The sequence below is a fragment of the Cytobacillus pseudoceanisediminis genome, assembly GCF_023516215.1.
GTDB classification, from domain to species: Bacteria; Bacillota; Bacilli; order Bacillales; family Cytobacillaceae; genus Cytobacillus; species Cytobacillus pseudoceanisediminis.
Genome location: NZ_CP097349.1, coordinates 4,145,458 through 4,171,398, shown reverse-complemented (window position 1 = coordinate 4,171,398; position 25,941 = coordinate 4,145,458). Strand labels below are relative to the sequence as shown.

22 protein-coding genes and 3 pseudogenes are annotated in these 25,941 nt (G+C 44.0%); 7 read left to right on the top strand and 18 right to left on the bottom strand.

Annotated elements, in window-relative coordinates; translation table 11 throughout:
- Positions 1-131: 131 nt before the first annotated feature.
- The 7 genes and pseudogenes from rpsR to M5V91_RS22500 form a co-directional block, all read right to left on the bottom strand.
- Positions 132-371 (bottom strand): 30S ribosomal protein S18, encoded by a 240-nt coding sequence (rpsR, locus tag M5V91_RS22530; protein ID WP_009332461.1) that lies wholly within the window; start codon positions 369-371, stop codon positions 132-134.
- Positions 372-428: 57 nt separating this feature from the next.
- Positions 429-938, bottom strand: coding sequence for a single-stranded DNA-binding protein (gene ssb / locus M5V91_RS22525; RefSeq protein ID WP_009332473.1), 510 nt, complete (start codon positions 936-938; stop codon positions 429-431).
- 37 nt (positions 939-975) lie between these two features.
- Positions 976-1,263 (bottom strand): 30S ribosomal protein S6, encoded by a 288-nt coding sequence (gene rpsF / locus M5V91_RS22520; protein ID WP_009332474.1) that lies wholly within the window; start codon positions 1,261-1,263, stop codon positions 976-978.
- A 288-nt stretch (positions 1,264-1,551) separates the two neighbouring features.
- The gene (gene ychF / locus M5V91_RS22515; RefSeq protein ID WP_009332475.1) at positions 1,552-2,652 is read right to left on the bottom strand and encodes a redox-regulated ATPase YchF; all 1,101 of its coding nucleotides are present in this window, start codon (positions 2,650-2,652) and stop codon (positions 1,552-1,554) included.
- Between the two features lie 379 nt (positions 2,653-3,031).
- Positions 3,032-5,034 (bottom strand): annotated as a pseudogene (locus M5V91_RS22510) (molybdopterin-dependent oxidoreductase).
- Positions 5,035-5,061: 27 nt separating this feature from the next.
- Positions 5,062-5,264 (bottom strand): annotated as a pseudogene (locus tag M5V91_RS22505) (DUF951 domain-containing protein).
- A complete protein-coding gene (locus M5V91_RS22500; protein ID WP_071158137.1) occupies positions 5,261-6,157 on the bottom strand; it encodes a mechanosensitive ion channel family protein in 897 nt (298 codons plus the stop codon). Before M5V91_RS22500 ends, M5V91_RS22505 begins: the two are co-directional and overlap by 4 nt.
- Before the next feature lie 528 nt (positions 6,158-6,685).
- Here M5V91_RS22500 and yyaC point away from each other — a divergent pair.
- Positions 6,686-7,315, top strand: a complete 630-nt coding sequence (yyaC, locus tag M5V91_RS22495; RefSeq protein WP_206841016.1) for a spore protease YyaC — start codon at positions 6,686-6,688, stop codon at positions 7,313-7,315.
- Between the two features lie 628 nt (positions 7,316-7,943).
- On the opposite strand, the gene M5V91_RS22490 is transcribed toward yyaC, so the two are convergent.
- From M5V91_RS22490 to rpmH, 11 genes and pseudogenes are all read right to left on the bottom strand, one after another.
- Positions 7,944-8,657: a DUF554 domain-containing protein gene (locus M5V91_RS22490; RefSeq protein ID WP_009332480.1), complete on the bottom strand. Its 714-nt coding sequence runs from the start codon at positions 8,655-8,657 to the stop codon at positions 7,944-7,946.
- A 118-nt stretch (positions 8,658-8,775) separates the two neighbouring features.
- Positions 8,776-9,621: a ParB/RepB/Spo0J family partition protein gene (locus M5V91_RS22485; protein WP_009332481.1), complete on the bottom strand. Its 846-nt coding sequence runs from the start codon at positions 9,619-9,621 to the stop codon at positions 8,776-8,778.
- Positions 9,614-10,375 (bottom strand): ParA family protein, encoded by a 762-nt coding sequence (locus M5V91_RS22480; protein WP_009332482.1) that lies wholly within the window; start codon positions 10,373-10,375, stop codon positions 9,614-9,616. The genes M5V91_RS22485 and M5V91_RS22480 overlap by 8 nt, the downstream gene beginning before the upstream one ends.
- Before the next feature lie 213 nt (positions 10,376-10,588).
- Positions 10,589-11,470: a nucleoid occlusion protein gene (gene noc, locus M5V91_RS22475; protein ID WP_009332483.1), complete on the bottom strand. Its 882-nt coding sequence runs from the start codon at positions 11,468-11,470 to the stop codon at positions 10,589-10,591.
- Positions 11,471-11,610: 140 nt separating this feature from the next.
- Entirely contained in the window at positions 11,611-12,327 is a 717-nt protein-coding gene (rsmG, locus tag M5V91_RS22470; RefSeq protein ID WP_009332484.1) for a 16S rRNA (guanine(527)-N(7))-methyltransferase RsmG, read from the bottom strand.
- A 43-nt stretch (positions 12,328-12,370) separates the two neighbouring features.
- Positions 12,371-14,260 carry a tRNA uridine-5-carboxymethylaminomethyl(34) synthesis enzyme MnmG gene (mnmG, locus tag M5V91_RS22465; RefSeq protein WP_251174374.1) on the bottom strand — a complete coding sequence of 630 codons (1,890 nt, stop codon included), beginning with the start codon at positions 14,258-14,260 and terminating at the stop codon, positions 12,371-12,373.
- A gap of 120 nt (positions 14,261-14,380) precedes the next feature.
- On the bottom strand, positions 14,381-15,766 hold the full coding sequence (gene mnmE / locus M5V91_RS22460) for a tRNA uridine-5-carboxymethylaminomethyl(34) synthesis GTPase MnmE (RefSeq protein WP_009332486.1): 1,386 nt from the start codon (positions 15,764-15,766) through the stop codon (positions 14,381-14,383).
- Between the two features lie 387 nt (positions 15,767-16,153).
- Positions 16,154-16,780, bottom strand: coding sequence for an RNA-binding cell elongation regulator Jag/EloR (gene jag, locus M5V91_RS22455; protein WP_009332487.1), 627 nt, complete (start codon positions 16,778-16,780; stop codon positions 16,154-16,156).
- The gene (gene spoIIIJ / locus M5V91_RS22450; protein ID WP_019382475.1) at positions 16,777-17,562 is read right to left on the bottom strand and encodes a YidC family membrane integrase SpoIIIJ; all 786 of its coding nucleotides are present in this window, start codon (positions 17,560-17,562) and stop codon (positions 16,777-16,779) included. Before spoIIIJ ends, jag begins: the two co-directional genes overlap by 4 nt.
- 138 nt (positions 17,563-17,700) lie before the next feature.
- Positions 17,701-18,067, bottom strand: a pseudogene (rnpA, locus tag M5V91_RS22445) (ribonuclease P protein component).
- A gap of 82 nt (positions 18,068-18,149) precedes the next feature.
- Positions 18,150-18,284, bottom strand: coding sequence for a 50S ribosomal protein L34 (gene rpmH / locus M5V91_RS22440; RefSeq protein ID WP_019382473.1), 135 nt, complete (start codon positions 18,282-18,284; stop codon positions 18,150-18,152).
- An 861-nt stretch (positions 18,285-19,145) separates the two neighbouring features.
- Here rpmH and dnaA point away from each other — a divergent pair.
- The 6 genes from dnaA (at position 19,146) to gyrB (ending at position 25,897) form a co-directional block, all read left to right on the top strand.
- Positions 19,146-20,492: a chromosomal replication initiator protein DnaA gene (gene dnaA / locus M5V91_RS22435; protein WP_009332490.1), complete on the top strand. Its 1,347-nt coding sequence runs from the start codon at positions 19,146-19,148 to the stop codon at positions 20,490-20,492.
- 178 nt (positions 20,493-20,670) lie between these two features.
- On the top strand, positions 20,671-21,807 hold the full coding sequence (dnaN, locus tag M5V91_RS22430; RefSeq protein WP_009332491.1) for a DNA polymerase III subunit beta: 1,137 nt from the start codon (positions 20,671-20,673) through the stop codon (positions 21,805-21,807).
- 251 nt (positions 21,808-22,058) lie between these two features.
- Positions 22,059-22,268 carry a ribosome maturation protein RlbA gene (gene rlbA, locus M5V91_RS22425; RefSeq protein ID WP_019382471.1) on the top strand — a complete coding sequence of 70 codons (210 nt, stop codon included), beginning with the start codon at positions 22,059-22,061 and terminating at the stop codon, positions 22,266-22,268.
- A 194-nt stretch (positions 22,269-22,462) separates the two neighbouring features.
- A complete protein-coding gene (gene recF, locus M5V91_RS22420) occupies positions 22,463-23,581 on the top strand; it encodes a DNA replication/repair protein RecF (protein WP_019382470.1) in 1,119 nt (372 codons plus the stop codon).
- 9 nt (positions 23,582-23,590) lie between these two features.
- The gene (gene remB / locus M5V91_RS22415) at positions 23,591-23,839 is read left to right on the top strand and encodes an extracellular matrix regulator RemB (protein ID WP_009332494.1); all 249 of its coding nucleotides are present in this window, start codon (positions 23,591-23,593) and stop codon (positions 23,837-23,839) included.
- 135 nt (positions 23,840-23,974) lie between these two features.
- Positions 23,975-25,897: a DNA topoisomerase (ATP-hydrolyzing) subunit B gene (gyrB, locus tag M5V91_RS22410; RefSeq protein WP_019382469.1), complete on the top strand. Its 1,923-nt coding sequence runs from the start codon at positions 23,975-23,977 to the stop codon at positions 25,895-25,897.
- The last annotated feature ends 44 nt before the right edge of the window (positions 25,898-25,941 follow it).

The window sequence follows — 25,941 nt, the reverse complement described above, 5'->3', positions numbered from 1 at the left end:
GGTTCAACCTTCGTGATTTCAGAAGAGGGAATGCCGGCTTTTTCATCAGGTTTGCACTTTAATACAATCCTGCATTAAAGAAGAAAGCATAATAAAAAAAGACGCCGGATACCAGCGTCTTTTCATATTTATTATTCACCTGAAACGTATGGCAGTAATGCCATTTGGCGCGCACGCTTAATAGCAATCGTTAATTTACGTTGGTATTTAGCGTTAGTGCCAGTTACACGACGTGGTAAAATCTTACCGCGCTCAGAGATGAATTTTTTTAGAAGATCCACATCTTTGTAGTCGATGTGAGTGATTCCGTTTGCAGTGAAAAAGCAAACCTTACGACGTTTAGCACGTCCTCCTCTGCGTCCTCCAGCCATGGTCAGTTACCTCCTTTAGCTTTTTGATTATATATTTCCGTTCATAATCAGGCACTATTAGAATGGCAGGTCGTCATCGGAAATGTCGATTTGGCCGTCATTTGCGAATGGGTCCTGATCCACGCGAGTATAGCCGCCCTGATTACGATTATCCTGGCGTTGATTCTGATTGCTGTTATTTCCAAATGGGAAATCCTGATCTCTTGGACCGCCGTAGTTCGGATTGCCTCCCTGGCCGCCAGAACTATTCTTAGGCTCAAGGAATTGCACACTCTCAGCCTGGACTTCTGTCACGTAAACACGCTTTCCATCCTGGCCTTCATAGCTGCGGGACTGAATCCGGCCATCTACACCTGCAAGACTTCCTTTTTTAAGGAAGTTCGCTACGTTTTCAGCTGGCTTTCTCCATACCACACAGTTGATAAAGTCTGCCTCCCGTTCACCTTGCTGATTCGTAAAAGTACGATTCACGGCAAGAGTGAATGAAGCGACAGGAACTCCGTTCGGGGTATACCGCAAATCAGGATCCTTTGTCAAACGTCCGACAAGAACAACACGGTTCATCATCAGAATCAACTCCTCTCGGTAAAAATGGCTTTATCTATTATTTTTCGTCTTTAACAACGATGTAACGGATGATGTCTTCGCTGATTTTAGCTAGACGAGTGAACTCGTCAACTGCTTTTGCTTCAGCATTAACGTTCATTAGCTGGTAGTAGCCATCGCGGAAATCATTGATTTCGTATGCAAGGCGACGCTTACCCCAATCCTTTGATTCAGAAACCTCCGCACCATTGTCAGTTAAGATTGTGTTGAAACGCTCAACTAGGGCTTTTTTAGCCTCATCTTCAATGTTTGGGCGGATGATGTACATAACTTCGTACTTTCTCATCACTTTCACCTCCTTTTGGTCTAACGGCCCTTCAAAAGGGCAAGGAGCAATATATTCATTACTCACAAGTTGAAATTATAGCACATTAATTATGCAAAAGCAATATCACTGGAGTTAATTGCTAGATGGAAGTTTATTTGAGAGAGGATATCTTTTCGAGCTTTAATTCTGAAGATCGATTTCGCTGCAGCAGAGATGACCGGCTGCTTTATCGGTCACCGCACTTGAAATCAACATCATACTGTTGCATAGAAAAAAAGAACCCCTAATATAGAGGTTCTCAGTAAATTAAACGTTAAAGCGGAAGTGCATGACATCTCCGTCTTTAACAATATATTCTTTTCCTTCAAGGCGGACTTTTCCTGCTTCTTTGGCAGCTGTCATGTTGCCTGCAGCGACAAGGTCTTCATAGGAAACCGTTTCTGCACGGATGAAGCCTTTTTCAAAGTCTGAGTGAATAACTCCCGCACACTGGGGAGCCTTCATGCCTTTGCGGAATGTCCAGGCGCGGACTTCCTGTACACCGGCTGTGAAGTAAGTTGCAAGTCCAAGAAGATTGTAGGCTGCTCTAATCAGCTGATCAAGGCCCGATTCTTCGATGCCAAGCTCCTGAAGGAACATTTCTTTTTCTTCCCCATCAAGCTCCGCAATTTCAGATTCAATTTTTGCACAGATGACAATTACTTCCGCATTATCCTTTGCAGCAAATTCTTTAACCTGCTGCACATATTCGTTTGAAGAAGGATCAGCTACATCATCTTCGCTAACATTCGCCACGTAAAGCACAGGTTTAATTGTCAGCAGATGAAGACCTTTTACAAGCTTCATTTGTTCCTCTGTAAACTCAACTGTACGCGCCGGTTTGTCTGCTTCAAACGCTTCTTTTAATTTTTCCAGAATTTCAAGCTCAAACACAGAATCTTTATCTTTCTGCTTTGCCAGCTTGCTCACGCGGCCAATTCGCTTTTCAACCGATTCCAGGTCAGCCAGAATCAATTCCAGGTTGATGACTTCAATATCGTCGATTGGATCAACTTTCCCTGCAACGTGTGTAATATTGTCATCCGCAAAACAGCGGACAACCTGGCAGATGGCATCTACTTCACGAATATGAGACAGGAACTTATTCCCAAGACCTTCCCCTTTGCTCGCACCCTTTACGATGCCGGCAATATCCGTAAATTCGAAAGCCGTTGGCACAGTCTTTTTCGGCTGAACCAATTCAGTTAATTTATTCAAACGGTGATCAGGCACTTCAACAATTCCCACATTCGGATCAATTGTACAGAACGGATAGTTCGCAGACTCCGCTCCTGCCTGGGTAATTGCATTAAACAACGTAGACTTTCCGACGTTCGGCAAACCTACAATACCAGCTGTTAAAGCCATCCAAGTCACTCCTCAACTTTATTCATCATAAGAAAAGCGCAAGCGCCTTGGTTCCAAAGGAACGCAGACTAAGAACGCCACGTCCTGTGGCAACGTCTGCATGACCCACATCCTGTGGGCCCCAAGCACAAGACGAACCTAACGGAAAGGTGTTCTTTACCTTTCTGGGAGGTTTGGCTTGTGACCTCGAGGGGGTAGGCGCTGGAGCTAGACAGTTATCGAAATTCAAAGTTATGATTCTTATGTTTAAAAAAATACGATTGTTTCTCATTTAAACAAGCCTCTAACAATTATAGATAGTTGCCGTTGAAATGTAAAGAAAAGGTGACAGGCACCTATACCACTTTGCTGAACTGGTATAGGTGCCTGTCACCCAATTTTATATCTTCTCAATATTAACAAGGCAGTCGTACAAAGTGCTTCCAAGGCCATTGTCCGATTCGCGGCTGGAAGTAAGATTATTGACGGGACCGCCAAATTTTGACCAAATGCCCTCATCAATATTGATGGTATCCGGATGGGCTTTTTCATTATATGGACAAAGCCCTTCATTTCCCCTCGGTCATTCCACACTTTGACATAATCGTTCTCCTGCAGGCCAAGCTTCTCAGCAATATTGTCGGCAATTTCCACCTTTGCCTTTGGCTCAGGCTTCAAAAGGTGATAATGCTGCGAATGATTGGAGCGAAGCGGATGAATCGTCAGCAGTGTATAAGGAAACTGATTGGCACGCTCCTTGTCCGTCCACTTGGTTTCCCGGGGAAGAGCGAGTGTCAGCCTGCTTTCGGAACCCTTTCGGAACGCCGCAGCAGAGGTGAATTCATACTTGCCGCTTGGCGTTTTGAACTGCCGGTCTGCCCAGGGCACCGTATCAACCGGGAGTTCCTTATGGTGGGAATTCCTTAAGCTATCCAATGTGATCCCATGCTCACTTAGTGAACCGAGGCCCATGCTGATAAACTCTTCTCTTGTAAAATCAAAATCGGCTCCGAATCCAAGACGCTTAGAAAGCTCAGTCCAAACCCATAAATCAGTCTTCGCTTCCCCTGGCGGTTCAACCAGCTTCGGACCATGATTGACAAAGTGATGGTACATGGAAGAGTAATAGACATCTTCCTGTTCAAAAACTGTGGCAACCGGAAGCACATAATCAGCCATTTTGGCCGTATCTGTCATAAACTGATCCATCACGACGACTGTCTCAACAGATGCAAAAGCCTCGCGTACCCTTGATGAGTCAGGGACCTGAGTTAAAGGGTTTCCACACGTAACGAAAATCATGTTAATCTCAGGGTCTTTTGCTGTTAATATTCCCTCTGCCTGCCGCATCATCGTAAATTGCCTGAAAGCCGTTTTCCGTTCAGGGAGGGTGAGGGCTGCCCCATCAAAGCTTTGCCCAACCTGCCTGTTGGCATAGTTTGCGCCTCCGCCCGGGATGCCAATATTTCCGCTCACAGCAATTAAAGCATCCATCAGCCGGATCGTGTTTCCGCCGTTTTCGTAGCGCTGCATGCCCAGGCCAAAGAAAGTGGAAACGGGGCGGTCCCCATAGACCATCGCAAGCTCGGTCATCACCTCTGCAGGCACTTCCGTTTTTTCTGCCACTTCCTCAAGTGTCACACTGCTCAGCAGTTCATTCAGGTCTTCAAAGCCAATAGAATACTTATCTATGAAACTTCTATCTTCTGCGCCCAGACGGAGCATTTCCTTCATGATGCCGGCCGCAAGCCATCCATCCATTCCCGGCTTGATGGAAAAATAGCGGTCCGCTATTTTAGCCGTCGCATTAAAAATCGGATCAATTACATACAGCTTGGCACCTTGCTTCTTTGCTTCCTGCAGCTTTTGATACAGGTGCATATTGGTGCGCGCGACATTTCTGCCCCAGACAACAATATGTTTGCTGTTTAAAATATCTTCAGGCCCGTGGCTATACGCATCTCCGAAATCCCAGCTCTGAGCCTCGATGCCGGCTCCCCAGCAGATGGATCCCGTCAGCTCAGTCACTCCGCCATAGCAGTTAAAAAAGCGCTGACCCAGGTTCGTCAGCAAGCCTCCATTGGCATAATCATGGCTGTGCAGGACCGAAGTGGTCCCAGCTGTTTCTTTTAGCTCTTTCATTTTCAGGGAAATATCGTGCAAAGCCTGCTCCCATGAAACTCGCACAAATTCTCCATCCACCTTCTTTATCGGATGAAGCAGGCGCTCCGGAGAATTGGTCCTGCTTTCAAGCATTCTGCCGCGGCCGCAAATTTTCCCCTTTGTTATTGGATGGTCCTGATCGCCATCTACCTTTGTCACCTTACCGTCTTCAACTGTTACATGAAAGCCGCAGCTGTCCCAGCAGTTAAGGGGACAGGCTGACTTGAATGTATCCGCCAAAACCCTCATCTCCCCGTATTTATCTATTTACCCCTCATGCTTAACAAGAATTTTCTTCATTTTGCGGGCGAATTCCTTCTTGGAATCATCACGCTGTGGCCGCAGCCTTCGCACTTAATGCGGATATCTGCTCCCATTCGGATGATTTTCCATTTGTTAACCCCGCATGGATGAGGCTTTTTCATTTCCACCACATCGTGTAGATCAAATTCCTTTTGCTCCATATTTATCCCTCCGCATTCAGTTTAGGATTTTCCTTTGCCTGATCATTCCGTGTATACATAACAAGTCGCGGGAACGGAATTTCAATGCCATGCTCATCTAAACAAAGCTTAATTTCTTTCCGCAGCTGCCGTGCAATATAAAAGTGCCTCATTGGCAGCGTTTCTGAAACCACGCGCAGCACCACATCAGAAGCAGCCAGATTTTGGATGCCGAGAATTTCCGGCGGCTTGACCATATCCTCATATTTGCCCGGCAGCTTTTCGAATAATTCCTGAAGAACTCTTTCAGCTTTCACAATATCGCCTTCATAAGCAATGCTGACATCCACAAAGGCAACGCTGTTATTTATGGAAAAATTAGTGACCTGCATAATGCTTCCGTTCGGAAGGATATGAACTTCACCTGTCCAGTTTTTAATCTTTGTTGTCCGCAATCCGATTTCTTCTACCGTTCCTTCAAATTGATCAATCCGGATATAATCCCCCACCGAGAACTGGTCTTCAAAAATGATGAAAAACCCGGTGATGATATCCTTTACAAGACTTTGTGCCCCAAACCCAACAGCCAGCCCGACGATTCCGGCACCGGCCAAAAGGGCTTTTACATCAATCGTCAGCACCGATAATATCATGATCGCCGCAACGAAAAACACCACATACGTAAGCATATTCTCAAGCAGCTTCAGAAGGGTAGCTTCCCTGCGCTCTGAGATTCGGAGCCTTGAAGGTGCCCTCACTTTAAAAATATTGCGGATCGCCAGCTTGCCAATCCTGATCAGGATGCTCGTAACGATCAGAATCGCAAAAATTTTAAAGATGCCTTCTCCGATATTTATCCATGTCTGTTCATTAGAAAGCTTATCTATCATACTGTTAATCATTTTTTCAATAGGACTCATGATTTCACCTGCTTTACTTTAGTGAAAATATAGAAAAGCGGAAGGCTCCTGCTTATCGGCGACAAGCATAAGACGAGCCGGCTGTAAGGTGTTCTTTAACCTTTTGGACGGATTGAAAGAAAAGTTGAGGCGACTGCCCAGGGATGACTAGCATAAGACGGTCCCTGTAAGAAGGTGTTTTTTCCTTCTGGAAGGGAACGGCTTATGACCTCGAGTCCCTAGGAGCCGAAACTAGACAAGCTTAGACCCGAGAGCCGATGGCGCCTGGAGCTAGACAGTTATCGCGTTCAAAATTTCAATCCTTTACTTTTATGAAATTATACTGCATCTTGCCTCTCAGTGCGAATCCCTCTGTAAAACAAAATAATTTTATCAATTTTTCTCATGACTTTACAGTTTAAAACTCGATTGTTTAACGATTAAATAATACAGGTATGTATAGATTACACAAAATTTCCGTATACTGTTAAAAACGTATAAATACTTGTATTTCGGGCATGGCAAGGAATAAAGAGGGAGTGGACCTATATGAACTTCAAACCAAACTTGTTTGACAAGAAAGGCGGGGCTTCTGCCAGAATCTCGCATGAAGAAACAAACTCTGCTGAAAAATTGGCTGCTGAACTGAAGAATATTCTGCCTGCGGGCATCAGCTGCCGTCCCATCGTTTTTGTCTGCATTGGCACAGACCGCTCTACAGGCGATTCATTAGGTCCGCTGGTCGGCACACTCCTCGAGGAAAAATCCATTTCATCTTTCCATGTATACGGAACACTGGAGGACCCGATCCATGCCGTAAACCTGGAAGAAAAACTGAACGAAATCAAAAAGAAGCATTTCAATCCCTTTATCATCGGGATCGACGCCTGCCTGGGCCGCTTAAAAAGCGTCGGAGTCATCCAAATCGGAGAAGGGCCCGTCAAGCCTGGCGCCGGAGTCAATAAAGACCTGCCGGAAGTAGGGGACATGCACATAACCGGCATCGTCAACGTCAGCGGATTTATGGAATTCTTCGTCCTCCAGAACACAAGACTCAACCTCGTCCTGAAAATGGCCAAAACCATCGCAGGCGGCATCTATGAAGCAAGCCTGACCCACCAGACTGCACCAGCTTGGCCTGCATTCAAGTGGGAACTAAACCGTGAACAAACACCTTAATGAATAGGAAAGCCGCAGGGGAATTGGGCCTGCGGCTTTTTTGGTTAGCTGGGGATGGGAGGGGTGGCATTGCGCTGTTCTGACAGGGTTTCGTTCGATGAGTTTATGCGCTGTATGTAGATGCATTAGCACTCCCAATCTGGTTTATGCGCCGTTTTCTCTTCTTTTCGCGCTCTTTTTACAGATTTTCGCGCTGATTCAGTAAGTTTATGCGCTATCTGAAGATACTTTTGCGCTCTCACCCGGTTAGGCGCCGTTCTACCATCTTTTCGCGCTCTTTTTACAGGTTTTCGCACTGATTCGGTTTTTTTATGCGCTATCTGAAGATGCTTTTGCGCTCTCACCCGGTTAGGCGCCGTTCTACCATCTTTTCGCGCTCTTTTTACAGGTTTTCGCACTGATTCGGTTTTTTTATGCGCTATCTGAAGATGCTTTTGCGCTCTCACCCGGTTTATGCGCCGTTCTCTCTTCTTTTCGTGCGCTCATAGCAGATTTTCGCGCTCGTATCAGGTACATGCGCAATTTCATTAGTTTATGCGCTGCACCCAATTTGTTAAGCTACCGCTAGCACAATAAATTCCAGTGCACATGCTTCACATCACAGCACCAACAACTAAATCCCCATCACCTAAAAATAAAGCCCATAAAAATAAACAACCGACACAATAATCCCCGTAACCACAATTCCAGGAAGCAGGTTCGCAACCCTGATCTTTGTTATCCCTGTCAGATTCAGACCAATCGCAAAGATCATGATTCCGCCTGTCGCGGTCATTTCCTTGATAAAGCTGTCCATAAGAAGCTGGGGGACAAACCGGTCGATTTGGGTGGCAAAAAGGGCAATGAGTCCTTCATAAAGCATGACCGGAAAAGCTGAAAAGAGCACACCAATCCCTAATGTAGTCGTTAAGATAAGGGAGGTGAAGCCGTCAATAATCGATTTGGTATAAAGAACCGAGTGGTCGCCCCGGATACCGCTGTCGAGCGCGCCGATAATGGCCATAGCACCAATGACAAAGATAAGCGTAGCCGTTACGAAGCCCTGCGAAATGCTGCCTTGGCCTTTTGAGCCGATTTTGCTTTCGAGCCAATCGCCAAGTTTGTTCAGCTTATCTTCGAGAGCAAAGTATTCTCCAATAACTGCTCCGAAAACAAGACTTAAAATCACAACCAGGAAGTTCTCGCTTTTAAGACCCATTTGCAGGCCGAGCACCATGACAGCAAGGCCGATCGCATGCATCACCGTCCCCTTCATACTCTCAGGAATGCGATGAAGCAATTTCCCCAGCAGTGTTCCTATAATTATCAATAATCCATTCACAAGCGTTCCTAGCAAAAACATATTCTTCACCTAATTATTTCGCAATGCGAATTATTTTCTATTAAAATTACCACGAAAGGTACTGACCTACAATCTTTTTTTGAATACCTGTAAAAAAATAAACCATCATTAAGATGGCTTACGAATTGGTTTCTAAAAGTTCCATAATGCGTTCCAAATCTTCTTTTGAGAAAAATTCAATCTCTATTTTCCCTTTGTTTTTGGACTGTTTAATATGGACCGTGGTTCCGAATCTTTCTCGGAGGGAGGATTCGCGTTCCTTAATAAAAATGTCTTTTGGAGCATTTGGCTTTTTCGTTTCACGTGAAACATCATTCAGCTGCTGAATCAGCTGTTCAAGCTGACGGACATTTAAGCCGTCTTTAACTGTTTTTTCAACGAGCGCCTGCAGTTTCTCTTTTTTCCGCAGGCCCAATAGGGCTCTGCCATGACCCATGGAGATTTTCCCGTCAGAAATCAAACCTTGAATTTTCGGAGGAAGGGAAAGCAGGCGAATATGGTTGGCAATATGCGGCCTGCTTTTTCCCAGGCGCTTTGCCAGCTCCTCTTGTGTCACCTTGAGCTTCTCCATTAACAGCTGGTATGCAGCCGCTTCTTCAATTGGAGTTAAGTCTTCACGCTGCAGATTCTCAAGAACAGCGAGCTCCATCATCTGCTGTTCATTCAATTCCCGTATGACAACAGGAACTCTTTCAAGATTTGCTTCTTTTGCTGCCCGGTAGCGGCGCTCCCCAACTACAATTTCATAGCCTTTGATGCTTTTTCGGACGATGATCGGCTGCAGAATTCCGTGTTCAAGGATGGACTGCTTCAATTCCTCGATGGCTTCCTTTTCAAACACTTTGCGCGGCTGATAAGGGTTTGGACGGATGTCCTTTATTTTGACTTCTTGTACGGTTTCTTCTTTTTCGGTTTCAATATTATTGAAAAAAGCATTCAGACCTTTTCCTAAACCTTTAGCCATTTGAAACCACTTCCTTTGCCAGTTCTAAATATACTTCAGCTCCGCGTGACTTCGGATCATAAGTAATGATAGGTTCTCCATGGCTTGGAGCCTCTCCCAGCCGCACATTGCGGGGAATGATTGTTTTATATACTTTATCCTGAAAATACTTTTTCACTTCTTCAATGACCTGAATGCCAAGATTTGTACGGGCATCAAGCATCGTCAGCAGTACGCCTTCGATTTTCAAATCATGATTCAGATGCTTCTGCACAAGACGGACCGTATTCAGAAGCTGACTCAGACCCTCAAGCGCATAGTACTCGCATTGCACTGGTATGATGACGGCATCCGAAGCGGTCAGCGAGTTAATTGTCAGTAATCCGAGAGAAGGGGGACAGTCGATAATAACATAGTCAAAGTTTGCTCTTACTTCTTCAAGAGCCCTCTTTAATCTTACTTCCCGCGAGATGGTCGGCACCAATTCAATTTCTGCACCTGCCAGCTGAATGGTTGCCGGGATTGCATATAAATTCTCTACCGAAGTTGATTTTATAACCTTTGATGCTTCCACATCATCAACGAGAACGTCATAGATGCAATGATCGACATCAGCTTTTTCAATGCCAATTCCGCTTGTGGCGTTCCCCTGCGGATCAATGTCGACCAGCAGCACTTTCTTGCCTATGTATGCCAGGCATGCGCCAAGATTGACGGAAGTGGTCGTTTTGCCGACTCCGCCTTTCTGGTTCGCAACGGCTATAATCTTGCCCACGGTGTCACCTGCTTTCATCTATCAGTATTACGATCTATCTATCTGCGAATTTATTAGAATGGTTAAATCACGTAGTCTATTTTATCACGAAAAACAGGACAGAATAATTTTTTTGTAAAAAATAAGAAGATTCTAATAGTCTTTTTATCGTCCTTCAAAAAAAACGCGAAAAACAAAACAGGGAGGCCCTGCTTCATCTCTCGCGTTAAAAAATTATTTCTTTTTAGGAATCTTAATCGTAATTTGATAAAATTCATCAAATTCTTCTTCTTCCGAATCAAGATTAATGCCGCTGTCAGAAACCATGGATAATGATTGGCGGATCGTATTGACCGCAATTCTCATATCCTTGCTGAACGCCTTTCGCTTCGGCTTCGGCTTTGGATTTTTCTGTTCGAGAATTTTGACAACCCTGTCTTCTGTCTGCTTCACATTCAGATTCTTCTCCACTATCTCCTGAAGCAGGGCGACCTGCTTCTCTGGGTCCTTCAGCGGAATGAGCGAACGGGCATGCCGCTCTGTGATTGATTTGTTTAATAACGCATCCTGGACAGGCTGCGGCAATTTCAGCAGCCGAAGCTTGTTTGCAACGGTTGACTGGCCTTTTCCAAGGCGCTGTGCCAACGCTTCCTGTGTCAGATTATGCAGTTCTAAAAGCTTTCCGTAGGCAACAGCTTCTTCAATTGGAGACAGTTCTTCCCTTTGAAGGTTTTCAATTAAAGCCACTGAAGCTGTTTCTGTATCACTTAAATTTTTTACGATAGCCGGAGCTTCTTCCCAGCCCAGCTTTTTCATGGCCCGGTATCTGCGTTCACCTGCTATGATTTCAAACTGGCCATCCTCAAATTCCCGTACGACAATCGGCTGGATGATACCATGTGTATGGATGGTCCGAGAAAGCTCTTCTATCTTCTCATCATCAAACACCGTTCTTGGCTGAAAACGGTTGGGGACGATTTGATCAATAGGTATCTTCTTAACTTCTTCTCTGTCGCTTAAGTCTTCAATATCCAATTGTTCTTCTGCTGGTTTTTCCGCTGTAACTTGTTCTCCCTTTTCGCCTAGGCCAAAAAAGCGTGAGAAAGAATGCTTCATCACCCTGCACCACCTTTACGAAACTCCCTATTACATATTCTCTATCATCATGACAAATCCTGCTGGACAGGAGCAATATAAATATCTGGAAAAATCGATTAGTTTAAACCATTATGTCATACAATGGCAGATTGCGCACCCTATTCAATTGGTGTTTTATTGGGTGTCCCCGGCTTCCGCGGGTACTTTTTAGGAGTGCTCTTTTCTTTTTTAATGATTAAAATATTCCGCTCACTCTCTTCTTCAGGCAAGGTGAACGTGTGGGAATCCACGAGTGTTCCGCCAAGAACCGAGATAGCCTTTTTGCCGGCATCCAGTTCCTCTTTTGCACTGGCACCCTTCATGGCCACAAATGTGCCGCCTGTTTTTGCCAGAGGCAGACACAGCTCGCTTAGAACGGACAATCTGGCAACAGCCCGTGCTGTCACAACATCAAAAGACTCACGGTATTCTTTGTTCTGGCCAAAGGTTTCCGCACGGTCATGGATAAAGCGCACATTATCAAGCTCCAGCTTCTTTGCCAAATGTTCCAGAAATCCAATGCGCTTATTAAGAGAGTCAACGATCGTAATATGTAAACCTGGAAAAGCAATTTTAATCGGTATGCTTGGAAAACCGGCACCGGCACCGACATCACAAACCTTTAACGGCTGGTTGAAATCAAAGTAAAAAGCAGCGCTTATCGAGTCATAAAAATGCTTAAGATAAACATCTTCCTTTTCCGTGATGGCTGTTAAATTCATTTTTTCATTCCATTCCACCAGTGTGGAATAGTAGGTGTCATATTGCTGCAATTGCTGTGGCGAAAGGGCAATCCCCTTCGCCGCCAGCATTTCTGTAAATTGTTCGGTATTCATTTATAAATCCTTTCGGTTCTCAGACATGATCGGATTTTCCCTTTTACTCCGCTGAAACTCGTGCAATTCTGCCCTGCTCTAAATAAACAAGCAAAATAGAGATATCGGCAGGGTTTACACCGGAAATCCGTGAAGCCTGCGCGAGAGATAGCGGCCTTACTTCCTTAAGCTTTTGCCTTGCTTCGGAAGCCAGTCCGTTAATATCATCATAATCGATGTTTTCAGGGATCTTTTTGTTTTCCATCTTCTTCAGGCGCTCTACCTGCTGAAGTGACTTTTCAATATAGCCTTCATACTTGATCTGGATTTCTACCTGTTCGGTTACATCCGGATCAAGCGTGCTCTCAGCCGGAACTACCTGCTGGATATGCTCATATGTCATTTCCGGACGCTTCAGCAAATCAGATGCGCGGATGCCATCCTTCAGCTCGCTTCCGCCCTGGCTTTTGATCAGCTCCTGCACATCAGAAGTCGGTTTGATGATGATGCCTTGCAGACGTGCTTTCTCTTCTTCAATCGCCTGCTTTTTCATCAGGAATTTTTCATAGCGTTCTTCACTGATCAGCCCTACTTTGCGGCCAAGCTCTGTTAAGCGCAGGTCGGCATTATCATGGCGAAGCAGCAGACGGTATTCCGCTCTAGAAGTCAATAGACGGTAAGGCTCGTTCGTGCCTTTGGTCACAAGGTCATCAATCAGGACGCCAATATAAGCATCTGAACGGCTTAAAATGACTTCTTCCTTATCCAGTGATTTTAATCCGGCATTCATGCCTGCCATTAGCCCCTGGCCGGCAGCTTCTTCATAGCCGGATGTCCCGTTAATCTGGCCGGCAGTATAGAGGTTTTTAACCTTTTTGGTTTCAAGTGTCGGCCATAATTGCGTTGGTACGATGGAATCATACTCAATCGCATAGCCGGCACGCATCATCTGTACATTTTCAAGTCCAGGAATGGTTCTGAGAATCTTCTGCTGTACATCCTCCGGCAAGCTTGTTGAAAGCCCCTGCACATACACTTCCTGTGTATTGCGGCCTTCAGGCTCCAGGAAGATCTGATGGCGCGGCTTATCATTAAAACGGACAACTTTATCCTCAATCGACGGGCAATAGCGAGGTCCTGTCCCTTTGATCATACCGGAATACATTGGCGAGCGATGAAGATTATTGTCGATCAATGTATGCGTTTCTTCACTGGTATACGTAAGCCAGCAAGGAAGCTGATCTGTAATATACTTTGTGGTTTCATAGGAAAAAGCTCTTGGCACGTCATCGCCTGGCTGAATTTCCGTTTTGCTGTAATCAATGGAGTGGCTATTAACGCGCGGCGGTGTTCCTGTTTTAAAACGGACCAGATCAAAGCCAAGCTCCTGCAAATGCTCTGAGAGCTTAATGGATGGCTGCTGGTTATTAGGACCGCTTGAGTACTTCAGCTCACCGAGGATGATTTCCCCTCTTAAGAAGGTTCCTGTCGTAATGACTACTGCTTTTGAATGATAAACGGCACCTGTCTGGGTGACGACGCCCCTGCATTCTCCATCTTCGACAATCAGCCGTTCAACCATTCCCTGAATTAATGTCAGATTTGGTTCATTTTCCAGCGTTTTTTTCATTTCATGCTGATACGTGAACTTATCGGCCTGAGCTCTTAAGGCACGGACTGCAGGGCCTTTTCCTGTATTGAGCATGCGCATCTGAATATGGGTTTTATCAATGTTCTTGCCCATTTCTCCGCCAAGTGCATCGATTTCCCTTACCACAATCCCTTTTGCAGGGCCTCCTACTGAGGGGTTGCAGGGCATAAAGGCTACCATATCCAGGTTGATTGTAATCATTAATGTCTTTGCGCCGAGACGGGCCGAAGCAAGGCCTGCTTCCACACCCGCGTGTCCGGCTCCGACTACTATGACATCATAACTTCCAGCTTCATATGTCATGATGCGGCCTCCTTTGCAGCAATCAGGCAGGCACAAGCTAAACAGAGGCTGAGCCGGCCGATTGCAAAAGTTAAAAAATCTATTTCCGCTGCGTCAGCTGACACAGCCTGCTTAAATCATCTATTTTCCTAAACAGAACTGCGAGAATAACTGGTCGATCAAGCTTTCATGGACGCTATCGCCAATAATTTCACCAAGCAGCTCCCATGTTCTCGTCAAATCAATTTGCACAATGTCAATTGGGGTTCCCATCTCAACACCCTGCATCGCTTCGTCAATGGCATTTTGCGCCTGGTTCAATAGGGCAATATGGCGGGTATTGGATACATATGTCATATCCCCGGCTTCGATGGAGCCTGCAAAAAATAGAGAAGCAATAGCTTCCTCAAGATCGTCGACTCCCTGATCCTCCAATAAAGAAGTTGTAACCAGTTTATGATGTTTGGAAAGCTCACGGACGCGATTCATGTCGATTTTTTGGTCAAGATCGGTTTTATTGACAATTACAATGACATCCATGCCTTCAACGGCTTTAAATATATTTTCATCCTCAGAGGTCAATTCATCCGAGTAATTGAGCACAAGCAAAATCAAATCTGCTTCCTTTAATACCTGCCTTGATTTTTCTACACCGATCCGTTCCACAATATCTTCCGTTTCACGAATGCCGGCTGTATCAACCAGGCGGAGAGGCACTCCTCTTACATTCACGTATTCTTCGATGACATCACGGGTGGTGCCCGGAATATCTGTCACAATCGCCTTATTCTCATGGACAAGGCTATTCAATAAGGAAGATTTTCCAACGTTTGGCCGCCCGACGATGACCGTTGAAAGTCCTTCACGCAGTATTTTCCCCTGCTGTGAAGTCTGAAGAAGCTTTTCGATTTCCTGCTTTACATAAGAAGCCTTCTCCATCAGCATTTGATGGGTCATTTCTTCGACATCATCGTATTCCGGATAGTCGATATTGACTTCTACGTGAGCAAGGATCTCCAGAATTTCCTGCCGAAGCTTCTGAATAAGCTTTGACAGCCTTCCTTCCATCTGGCCAAGTGCCATGTTCATAGCCCGGTCCGTCTTGGCGCGGATTAAATCCATAACCGCTTCTGCCTGGGATAAATCAATCCGCCCGTTCAAAAAGGCGCGCTTTGTAAATTCACCCGGCTCTGCCAGGCGTGCGCCATTATTCAGCAAAAGCTGCAGCACGCGGTTTACGGAAACCAGTCCGCCATGGCAGTTGATTTCAATGACATCTTCTTTAGTAAATGTCTTCGGCCCCTTCATGGCCGATACCATTACTTCCTCAGCAATCTGTCCGGTTTTGGGGTCCATAATATGCCCATAATGAATGGTATGGGAAGCAACATCCTTTAGACGCTTGCCTCCCACCCCTCTGAACAGCCGGTCCGCAATTTCAAAAGCCTGGTCACCGCTCAGGCGGACAATGGCAATGGCTCCTTCCCCCATCGGAGTAGATATCGCGGCTATTGTATCGAATTCCAATTTGTTCACCTCTCTTTTCATACTTCATTGATCTATATACAAAATGAATAATAATATCGATTCCCCAAATTAATAGAATATCACATGGCTTTTTTAGAAAAGCATATCAGCCCGCAGTTCCGGCTTGTCCATCAGTCAGCATGATACTTATCAACAGCCCGCTTGAATACAGCCAGTGAAAAAAATTATCCACACGTCTCATAATTAATATGCTCTATTTTAACTTATCCACATGTGAATAACAATAAAACCAATTGAGATTTAATAATTTGCAGGGAGATGACAAAGTGCGACAAAAAAATCCCAATCCGTAAATAGATTGGGATTTTGCAAAATAAGAAATTTTTTATATTTTGAACGTCGATAACTGCGTTTCCGCTTTTCCTGCTATCTTGTTCTGGCTGGTGCAATGACGATATGCCGATGCGGGTCATTGCCATCAGAATATGTCTTGATTCGCTTATTATTTACGAGGGCGGTATGGATCACTTTGCGTTCATATGAAGGCATAGGTTCCAGCGCAATTTCTTTTCCCGTCTTCAAAGCTTTTTGAGCAAGCCTTTCAGCCAGTTGAATCAGGGTATCCTGGCGTCTTTTTCGGTAATCCTCTGCATCGAGCACCACATTTAAGTATTGCTCGGCATATCGGTTAATGACCAGCTGTGTCAAATACTGGAGGGAATTAAGCGTTTGTCCTCTTTTTCCGATTAAAAGGGCAATCTTCTCACCGGATAGGATAAATTGAACATTTTTTCCGTCCCTTAATGTTTCAATTTCAATGGACACGCCCATTTTCCCGCTGACGTCTTTGAGGAATTTTTCGGCTTCCTCAATCGGATCAGGCTTTTTCACAGCTTTCACCACTGCCGGCCGGGATCCGAAAATCCCGAAAATGCCTTTTTTACCTTCATCAACAATAGTAATCTCTATGCGGTCTTCTGTTGTGTTTAATTGAGCTAAAGCTGACTCTACTGCTTCCTTGACGGTATGTCCTGTAGCAGTTACTTGTTTCACTTTTTGGCTCCTCCTGCATTTCCGGCCGCTGCGGCTTTCAGGTCCGGACCTTTAATGAAATACGTTTGAACGATCATGAAGATATTACCCACTACCCAGTATAAAGAAAGAGCTGCCGGGAAGTTAATGGCAAAAATAACGATCATAATCGGCATAAGGTAAAGCATCATTTTCATTTGTGCAGCCATTTGCCCAGTTTGCTGAGTGCCGGCCATCATCATTTTCTGCTGAATGAACGTTGTCACACCTGCAATTAAAGGCAATAAGTAAATTGGATCTGGAGAACCAAGGTCAAACCAAAGGAAATTATGGTTTGCAATTTCGCGCGTACGTGTAATGGCATGGTAGAAACCGATCAGGATCGGCATTTGAATCACTAACGGGAAACATCCGGCAAGCGGATTAACGCCGTGTTTTTGGAATAAAGCCATTGTTTCCTGCTGCAGCTTCTGCTGGGTTTTCTGGTCTTTAGAGCTGTATTTTTCACGAAGCTTCTGCATTTCTGGCTGAATCGCCTGCATCGCTTTTGAACTTCTCGTTTGTTTAATCATTAATGGCAGGATGACCAGACGGATAATGATCGTCACAATAATGATCGATAGTCCATAGCTGCCGCCTGCAAATTCTGCTACCTTAATAATAAACAGCGAAAGCGGGTAGACAATATACTCGTTCCAAAAGCCTTCGCTTTCAGACGTAATCGGCTGGTTGATTTCTGTACAGCCCGATAAAAGGGCCATCACAAACACTAAACCGATTAATAGGAATATTCGTTTCTTCAACCGTTTTTTCCTCCTTAATTGCTCCTGATAATAGTATGGATTTCATTTGCTTGTCCCCGGTCATAGGGCACAAGCTCATATGTATCTTATTTTAACATCTTTTAAAATGAAGTGCTTCAAAATAAAGATAGATAAAGATTATTGATTTTTAGTATTTCCAAGTCTCGGTTTATTCAAAACCCGCGAAACCTTCAATACATGGATCAAACTCTTTTTCACTTCATGGAAATCCATTTCTGCCACCGGTTTCCTCGCAATGACAATCAGATCATATTGCGGCTTTATTTCCTCCTCCAGTTCTAAGAATGCCTGGCGGATATACCTTTTGATCTGGTTCCTCATAACGGCATTGCCGATTTTTTTACTGACAGAAAGGCCGATGCGGAAATGATTCTGCTCCTCTTTTCTCAAGATGTAAACGACAAATTGACGGTTGGCGAATGACTTTCCCTTTTTAAAGGCCTCTTGAAATTCTTTATTTTTTTACACGGAACTCTTTTTTCATGTCATCACCTTTTCAAAAAAGCGCAGAGCGCCTTGAACATTTATCTTTACATGGAAAAAAAGACCACTGACGTTTCAGTGGCCTAAGCAGATAATACTTTTCTTCCTTTGCGGCGGCGGCGAGCTAGAACGTTACGTCCGTTCGGAGAGCTCATGCGGCTGCGGAAACCATGAACCTTGCTTCTTTTACGCTTGTTTGGTTGATAAGTTCTTTTCATATATGACACCTCCCTGAGGAATTGCTGTTAAAGACAGTCTTTCTAATTATATAGATGTAACTAGAAAATTGTCAACTATGCATATAAGTCAATCTGCCTTCAATGGCAAAAAAATTGGAGTATGAACCTGGCTTCTCTCTTAGCTGCTCTTTTTTCTTTTTTACAAATCTGAAAGAACCCACTCAGAAAGTTTACCTTCTTTTCGCATGAATGTCATCCTTAAATTTCATTTTTCCACGTTTTTCTCATTAGTTCATAGTAAAAGTTACTTTTTGAGACTGCAAGTTCCTCCGGTCGCCAGACGATCTGGCCATGAAAAAATGGCATCTCTCCATCTGATATTCCGAAGTCCCTTTGAATTGGATCTTCTCTAAAAACAGGTCTGTGGATAAAATTTCGACAGCATTTTCATTATCCACATCACATATTGACAAGTTTTTCACACAACCAGAGGCTGTGGACAATTTTTATGAACAGGGATGGCATGTTGTGGATAAAGGTTTAAAAAGCATTGCAGACAAAAGCATTATCTGTTATCATAATTGTGTTTTAACACTTAATAAATCATTGTGCATATCTTCATTATCCACAGATTGTGGATAACATGTGGACAGGTTATCCAAGGGGTTTGTAAAAGTTTGTCCACAGACAGTGGATACTGTCGAAATTCCACTTTACTTCCTTATTATATATTTTTCCACATAAACAGTTTCGTATATTTATAAACTTAAGGGTTATACAGCGTGTATAACCTATCGTTTTTGTGGCTCGAAACAAAGAAAAGCGAGGGGGCCTTCAAAAGGCACCGGAGCTGGACAGTAATCTAAATTCCCAAATATAGATGGAAAAGGAGGGATATCATTGGAAAACATTGCGGATCTTTGGAATAATGCTCTGGCCAATATTGAGAAGAAAATCAGCAAACCAAGTTTTGATACATGGCTAAAATCGACAAAAGCGCATTCTCTGCAGGGAGACACTTTAATCGTTAAGGCCCCGAATGAGTTTGCCCGTGACTGGCTTGAAGAGCGTTATTCCCAGCTGATCTCCGGAATTCTTTATGACATTACCGGTGAAGAATTAGGAGTAAAATTCATCATTCCGCAAAATCAAAGTGAAGAAGAAGTCGATCTTCCTCTTCCGCCAAAAAAGAAAAAGCCGGAGGAAGAACAGCCTGAACTGCCATTAACGATGCTGAATCCGAAGTATACATTCGACACGTTTGTCATCGGGTCCGGAAACCGCTTCGCCCACGCAGCTTCACTTGCTGTAGCCGAGGCACCGGCCAAGGCATACAATCCTTTATTTATTTACGGGGGAGTTGGACTCGGAAAAACTCACCTTATGCATGCAATCGGCCATTATGTATTAGATCATAATCCATCAGCTAAAGTCGTATACTTATCTTCCGAGAAATTTACAAATGAATTCATTAACTCGATCCGAGATAACAAAGCGGGTGATTTCCGCGATAAATATCGAAATGTGGATGTTCTTCTTATCGATGATATTCAGTTTTTGGCTGGAAAAGAACAGACGCAGGAAGAATTTTTCCATACTTTTAATACATTGCATGAAGAAAGCAAGCAGATCATCATCTCAAGTGACCGTCCTCCAAAAGAAATTCCGACATTGGAAGACAGGCTTCGCTCCAGATTTGAATGGGGCCTTATTACAGATATAACTCCGCCGGACCTGGAAACGCGAATCGCGATTCTCCGCAAAAAGGCCAAAGCGGAGGGACTTGATATTCCTAATGAGGTTATGCTGTACATTGCCAATCAGATTGATTCCAACATCCGTGAGCTTGAGGGCGCTCTGATTCGTGTAGTAGCTTATTCCTCTTTAATAAATAAAGATATTAATGCAGATCTTGCGGCAGAAGCATTAAAGGATATTATTCCAAGCTCCAAACCGAAGGTCATTACGATCCATGAAATTCAAAGGGTAGTTGGGGAACACTTTAACGTAAAGCTTGAGGACTTTAAGGCGAAGAAACGAACAAAGTCTGTCGCATTCCCCCGTCAGATTGCCATGTATCTCTCAAGGGAATTAACCGACTTTTCTCTTCCAAAAATAGGGGAGGAATTTGGCGGAAGGGACCACACGACCGTCATTCATGCCCATGAAAAAATTTCAAAGATGCTTCAGGCAGATTCGCAATTTGAGAAGCAGCTGAAAGAAATCAATGAAATGCTCAAGGTATAATGTGTATAACTTGACCAAACTTACACACAGTCTGTCCACATGTGGATAGGCTGTGTTTCCTTTCGAAAAATGCAGTTATCCACATACTAACAGGCCCTACTAGTACTTCTACTATTTTTTTATAAAAAATATATATATATTCAATACGCCATTAAAATATGCTTGGAGGATTTAAAAAATGAGATTTATTATCCAGCGCGACCGTTTGGTCCAAAGCGTCCAGGATGTTATGAAAGCTGTAACAAGCAGAACGACTATTCCCATCTTAACGGGAATTAAAATCGTTGCATCTGAAGAAGGGGTCACATTAACGGGAAGCGACTCTGATATTTCAATCGAATCTTTTATACCTAAAGAAGAAGCCGGAGATGAAATCGTCGAGATCAAACAGGCTGGTGCTATTGTGCTCCAAGCGAAGTTCTTCAGCGAAATCGTTAAGAAGCTACCGACTGACACTGTAGAGATCAGCGTTGAAAACCATTTGCAGACAGTCATCCGTTCAGGTAAATCCGAATTCAATCTTAATGGTCTGGATGCTGAGGAATATCCTCATCTGCCTCAAATCGAGGAAGAGAATGTGTTTAAAATTCCTACAGACTTATTAAAAGCAATGGTTCGCCAAACGGTATTCGCAGTGTCCACCTCAGAAACACGCCCTATCTTGACAGGTGTAAACTGGAAGGTGGAAAACGGGACATTAACCTGTATTGCAACAGATAGTCACAGGCTAGCCCTAAGAAAAGCTCAAATCGAAACAAATGCCAGCGAAAGCTACAATGTAGTCATTCCAGGAAAAAGCTTAAGTGAGTTAAGCAAAATTCTTGATGACAACAATGATTTAATCGATATCGTTATTACCGAAAACCAGGTTCTCTTTAAGGCCGAACATCTGCTGTTCTTCTCAAGGCTGCTGGAAGGAAATTACCCGGATACATCCAGATTGATCCCTTCAGACAGCAAAACAGATGTTATCGTCAATACAAAGGAGTTCCTGCAGGCTATTGACCGTGCATCTTTATTGGCGAAAGAAGGCCGAAACAATGTGGTCAAACTATCAACAATTGATGGCGGTGTAATCGAAATTTCATCCAACACTCCTGAAATTGGAAAAGTTGTCGAAGAAGTGCAGAGCAAATCCATAGAAGGCGAAGAATTAAAAATCTCCTTTAGCGCGAAATTCATGATGGATGCCCTAAAAGCACTTGAAGGCTCTGAAATTACAATCAGCTTCACCGGCGCTATGAGACCATTTATCATCAAACCTTTAAACGATGAATCAATACTGCAATTGATCCTGCCAGTAAGGACGTATTAAGAAAAAAGCTGCCGGTTGTGCCGGCGGCTTACTTTTTTGGTGAAGCAGATATCTAAAACTGTCCCCCTGTCTGCAAGAATATTGGCCAATTGCAGGGGAATAATGAAAATAACCAGCTGCAGGCGAGTTTTCTTTGTGTATCTGTGATTTATTTAGTAAAATAGAATATTAGATACCATTCTGAAATTGTTTTGCCAAAGTGCAGAAATCACTGCAGCACTTTAAGTCGGACAATGGAAAAGAGTGAAAATATGACGGAAATTCAAATTGATACAGAATATATTACGCTGGGCCAATTTTTAAAAGCCGCTGATGTTATTCAAACAGGCGGGATGGCCAAATGGTTCCTGAGTGAATACGAAGTCTTCGTCAATGGGGAACAGGATCAAAGACGGGGAAGAAAGCTAAGAACCGGGGATAAAATCGAAATTCCGGATGTGGGTGAATTTACGATCGTCTAGCCCGCTAAGTAAATTAATTAAAAAGTTTATAATTTTGAACTTCGATAACTGTCTAGCTCCGGCGCCCCCCTCGAGGTCACAAGCCAATCCTCCCAAAAAGGCAAAGAACGCCTTTTCTTGAGGCTCGTCTTGTGCTTGTCGTGGGTGGGCAAGGCGCCTCCGCTTTTCTTATTATCTAAAAGGATGTAGCGTCTATGCATATAGAGCAGTTGCTATTAAAAAATTACCGGAATTACGAAGAGCTTGAAGTTAATTTCGAAAATAAAGTGAATGTAATTTTGGGAGAGAATGCCCAGGGAAAAACAAATGTCATGGAATCGATCTATGTCCTGGCCATGGCAAAGTCCCATCGGACATCAAATGACAAAGATCTTATTCGCTGGGATCAGGAATATGCTAAAATAGAAGGAAGGGTCCAAAAAAGGCAAGGATCCCTGCCCATGCAATTAGTCATCAGCAAAAAAGGCAAAAAAGCCAAATGCAATCATATAGAGCAGCAGAAATTAAGCCAGTATGTCGGCAATATGAATGTTGTGATGTTCGCGCCTGAAGATCTCCACCTTGTGAAAGGGAGCCCTCAAATAAGGCGTCGTTTTATTGATATGGAGATTGGGCAGGTTTCACCTGTCTATTTGCATGATATCAGCCAGTATCAGAAAATCCTCCAGCAGCGCAACCACTACCTGAAAATGCTCCAGATCAAAAAGCAGACCGACCATACCATGCTTGAGATTTTAACAGAGCAATTTATTGAAATGGCTGCAAAGATTGTTTCAAAGCGTTACGAGTTCCTCAGACTCCTCGAGAATTGGGCACAGCCGATTCATGAAGGAATTTCAAGAGGGCTTGAAACCTTGAAAATTGAGTACAAGCCTTCTGCCGAGGTATCAGAAGAACAAGATTTGTCGAAAATGGTTAAAGTATACCAGGATAAATTTGCGAAAGTGAAAAACAGGGAAATAGACCGCGGTGTCACCATGTTTGGACCGCATCGCGATGACCTGATTTTCCATGTGAACGGGCGAGATGTGCAAACATTCGGTTCACAGGGGCAGCAAAGAACGACAGCTCTGTCGGTTAAGCTTGCCGAAATCGAACTGATCCATTCTGAAATTGGAGAATATCCCATTCTGCTGCTGGATGACGTCCTCTCGGAATTGGATGATTATCGCCAATCTCATTTATTAAATACCATTCAAGGGAAAGTACAGACGTTTGTCACTACTACTAGCGTTGATGGAATAGACCACCAGACGCTTAAAGAAGCAGCAGCGTTCAGTGTTGAGGCAGGGAGAATCAAGAAGATTCAGTGAGGTGATCGCATGTACATCCATATAGGTGAAGATGTGTTGGTCCGGGCAAGGGATATTGTCGCCATTATTGATAAAGAAACAGCCCTTGCTTCCGAGTATGCGGAAGAACGTAAGGAGGACCTGGAGGAGTCAGTAGTGAACCTCGCAAAAGGTTCCTATAAATCTGTGGTTGTCACAACAGAAAAGATCTATTTTTCTCCGCTATCCTCAGGTACATTAAAAAAACGATCCCATAAATTAAGTGTTCACGAATTTTAAAGAAATGCAGGACTGCCGGAAGAACTTCCCTGATGGAACGAAAGGCAAGTCAGTGAAAACTACAGTTTGGCTCATCTTAAAGCCAGGCTTTTTTATAGATTAGTGAAATGGAAAGTGTAGGTGACCGATGTGGCAATGGAGCAAAAGGCAGTGCAGGAACAATCCTATGATGAGAATCAGATACAGGTACTGGAAGGTCTGGAAGCAGTTCGGAAGCGTCCGGGAATGTATATCGGTTCAACAAGTGCCAAAGGGCTTCACCATCTTGTTTGGGAAATAGTCGATAATAGTATTGATGAAGCACTGGCAGGCTACTGTTCTGAAATCAATGTGATTATCGAAAAGGATAATAGTATTACGGTAGTGGATAACGGACGCGGTATTCCAGTCGGAATCCACGAAAAAATGGGACGACCGGCAGTAGAAGTCATTATGACGGTTCTGCATGCAGGCGGTAAATTCGGAGGCGGAGGATATAAGGTTTCCGGTGGTCTGCATGGTGTTGGTGCTTCTGTAGTTAATGCTCTCTCAACTGTGCTCGAAGTATTTGTTCATCGTGATGGACAGAAATATTATCAGAAGTTTGAGCGCGGAGTCCCTAGTGCCGATCTGGAAGTGATTGGGGAAACAGATCATACTGGAACAACCATCCATTTTAAGCCGGACAGTGAAATCTTCACTGAAACGCTTGAATATGATTATGAAACACTTGCAAATCGAATCCGTGAATTGGCATTCCTAAACAGAGGATTAAAGATCACGATTGAGGACAAGCGTGAAGAAAACAAGAAAAGTGAATATATGTACGAGGGCGGAATTAAATCGTACGTTGAGCATTTGAACAGAACGAAGGAAGTTCTTCATGAAGAGCCTATTTACATTGATGGTGAACGCGAAGGCATCACTGTTGAAGTATCCATCCAGTATAATGATGGATTTACAAGCAATATCTATTCTTTTGCCAATAATATTCACACCTATGAAGGCGGTACGCATGAATCCGGCTTTAAGACAGCCTTAACAAGGGTTATCAACGACTATGCACGCAAGAATGGCGTCTTTAAAGAGAGTGACGCAAACCTTTCCGGTGAAGATGTCCGTGAAGGCTTAACGGCTATTGTATCCGTTAAACATCCTGATCCTCAGTTTGAAGGGCAGACGAAAACGAAGCTTGGAAACTCAGAGGTGCGTGCAGCAACCGATACAATTTTCTCTGAAGCTCTTGAAAAATTCATGCTCGAAAATCCGACGGTAGCCAGAAAAATTGTCGAAAAAGGGCTTATGGCAGCACGAGCAAGACTGGCCGCCAAAAAAGCAAGGGAGCTTACAAGAAGAAAGAGTGCTCTTGAAGTATCCAGCTTGCCTGGTAAACTCGCTGACTGTTCATCTAAAGATCCTTCTATAAGCGAACTTTATGTGGTTGAGGGTGACTCTGCGGGCGGATCTGCCAAGCAGGGGCGTGACCGTCATTTCCAGGCGATCCTTCCCCTAAGAGGAAAGATCCTGAACGTAGAAAAAGCCCGCCTGGATAAAATCCTGTCCAATAATGAGGTCCGTGCGATTATTACCGCAATCGGAACCGGGATAGGCGAAGATTTTGATATCTCCAGGGCCCGCTATCATAAAATTGTCATCATGACGGATGCAGATGTCGATGGTGCACATATCCGCACGTTATTATTAACGTTCTTTTACCGTTATATGAGGCAGATTATTGAAGCTGGCTATATCTATATTGCCCAGCCGCCTCTTTACAAGATCCAGCAGGGCAAAAAGATTGAATATGCCTATAATGACCGCGAGCTGGATAAGATTCTTGGTGAACTTCCGAGCCAGCCTAAGCCGGGAATTCAGCGTTATAAGGGACTTGGGGAAATGAACCCGGGCCAGCTTTGGGAAACGACAATGAATCCGGAATCAAGAACCCTTCTCCAGGTAAATCTTGAGGATGCCATCGAAGCTGACGAAACGTTTGAAATCCTAATGGGTGACAAAGTAGAGCCTCGCCGGAACTTTATCGAAGAAAATGCGGTTTATGTAAAGAATTTGGATATTTAATTGTAAAAGCAAACCTAAAGCACGGCAGCGCGCCTTCGCTTTCT

Coding starts and splice junctions, on each gene's coding strand:
- rpsR (WP_009332461.1), bottom strand. CDS start 371: ATGGCTGGAGGACGCAGAGGAGGACGTGCTAAACGTCGTAAGGTTTGC.
- ssb (WP_009332473.1), bottom strand. CDS start 938: ATGATGAACCGTGTTGTTCTTGTCGGACGTTTGACAAAGGATCCTGAT.
- rpsF (WP_009332474.1), bottom strand. CDS start 1,263: ATGAGAAAGTACGAAGTTATGTACATCATCCGCCCAAACATTGAAGAT.
- ychF (WP_009332475.1), bottom strand. CDS start 2,652: ATGGCTTTAACAGCTGGTATTGTAGGTTTGCCGAACGTCGGAAAGTCT.
- M5V91_RS22500 (WP_071158137.1), bottom strand. CDS start 6,157: ATGAGTCCTATTGAAAAAATGATTAACAGTATGATAGATAAGCTTTCT.
- yyaC (WP_206841016.1), top strand. CDS start 6,686: ATGAACTTCAAACCAAACTTGTTTGACAAGAAAGGCGGGGCTTCTGCC.
- M5V91_RS22490 (WP_009332480.1), bottom strand. CDS start 8,657: ATGTTTTTGCTAGGAACGCTTGTGAATGGATTATTGATAATTATAGGA.
- M5V91_RS22485 (WP_009332481.1), bottom strand. CDS start 9,621: ATGGCTAAAGGTTTAGGAAAAGGTCTGAATGCTTTTTTCAATAATATT.
- noc (WP_009332483.1), bottom strand. CDS start 11,470: ATGAAGCATTCTTTCTCACGCTTTTTTGGCCTAGGCGAAAAGGGAGAA.
- rsmG (WP_009332484.1), bottom strand. CDS start 12,327: ATGAATACCGAACAATTTACAGAAATGCTGGCGGCGAAGGGGATTGCC.
- mnmG (WP_251174374.1), bottom strand. CDS start 14,260: ATGACATATGAAGCTGGAAGTTATGATGTCATAGTAGTCGGAGCCGGA.
- rpmH (WP_019382473.1), bottom strand. CDS start 18,284: ATGAAAAGAACTTATCAACCAAACAAGCGTAAAAGAAGCAAGGTTCAT.
- dnaN (WP_009332491.1), top strand. CDS start 20,671: ATGAGATTTATTATCCAGCGCGACCGTTTGGTCCAAAGCGTCCAGGAT.
- rlbA (WP_019382471.1), top strand. CDS start 22,059: ATGACGGAAATTCAAATTGATACAGAATATATTACGCTGGGCCAATTT.
- recF (WP_019382470.1), top strand. CDS start 22,463: ATGCATATAGAGCAGTTGCTATTAAAAAATTACCGGAATTACGAAGAG.
- remB (WP_009332494.1), top strand. CDS start 23,591: ATGTACATCCATATAGGTGAAGATGTGTTGGTCCGGGCAAGGGATATT.
- gyrB (WP_019382469.1), top strand. CDS start 23,975: ATGGAGCAAAAGGCAGTGCAGGAACAATCCTATGATGAGAATCAGATA.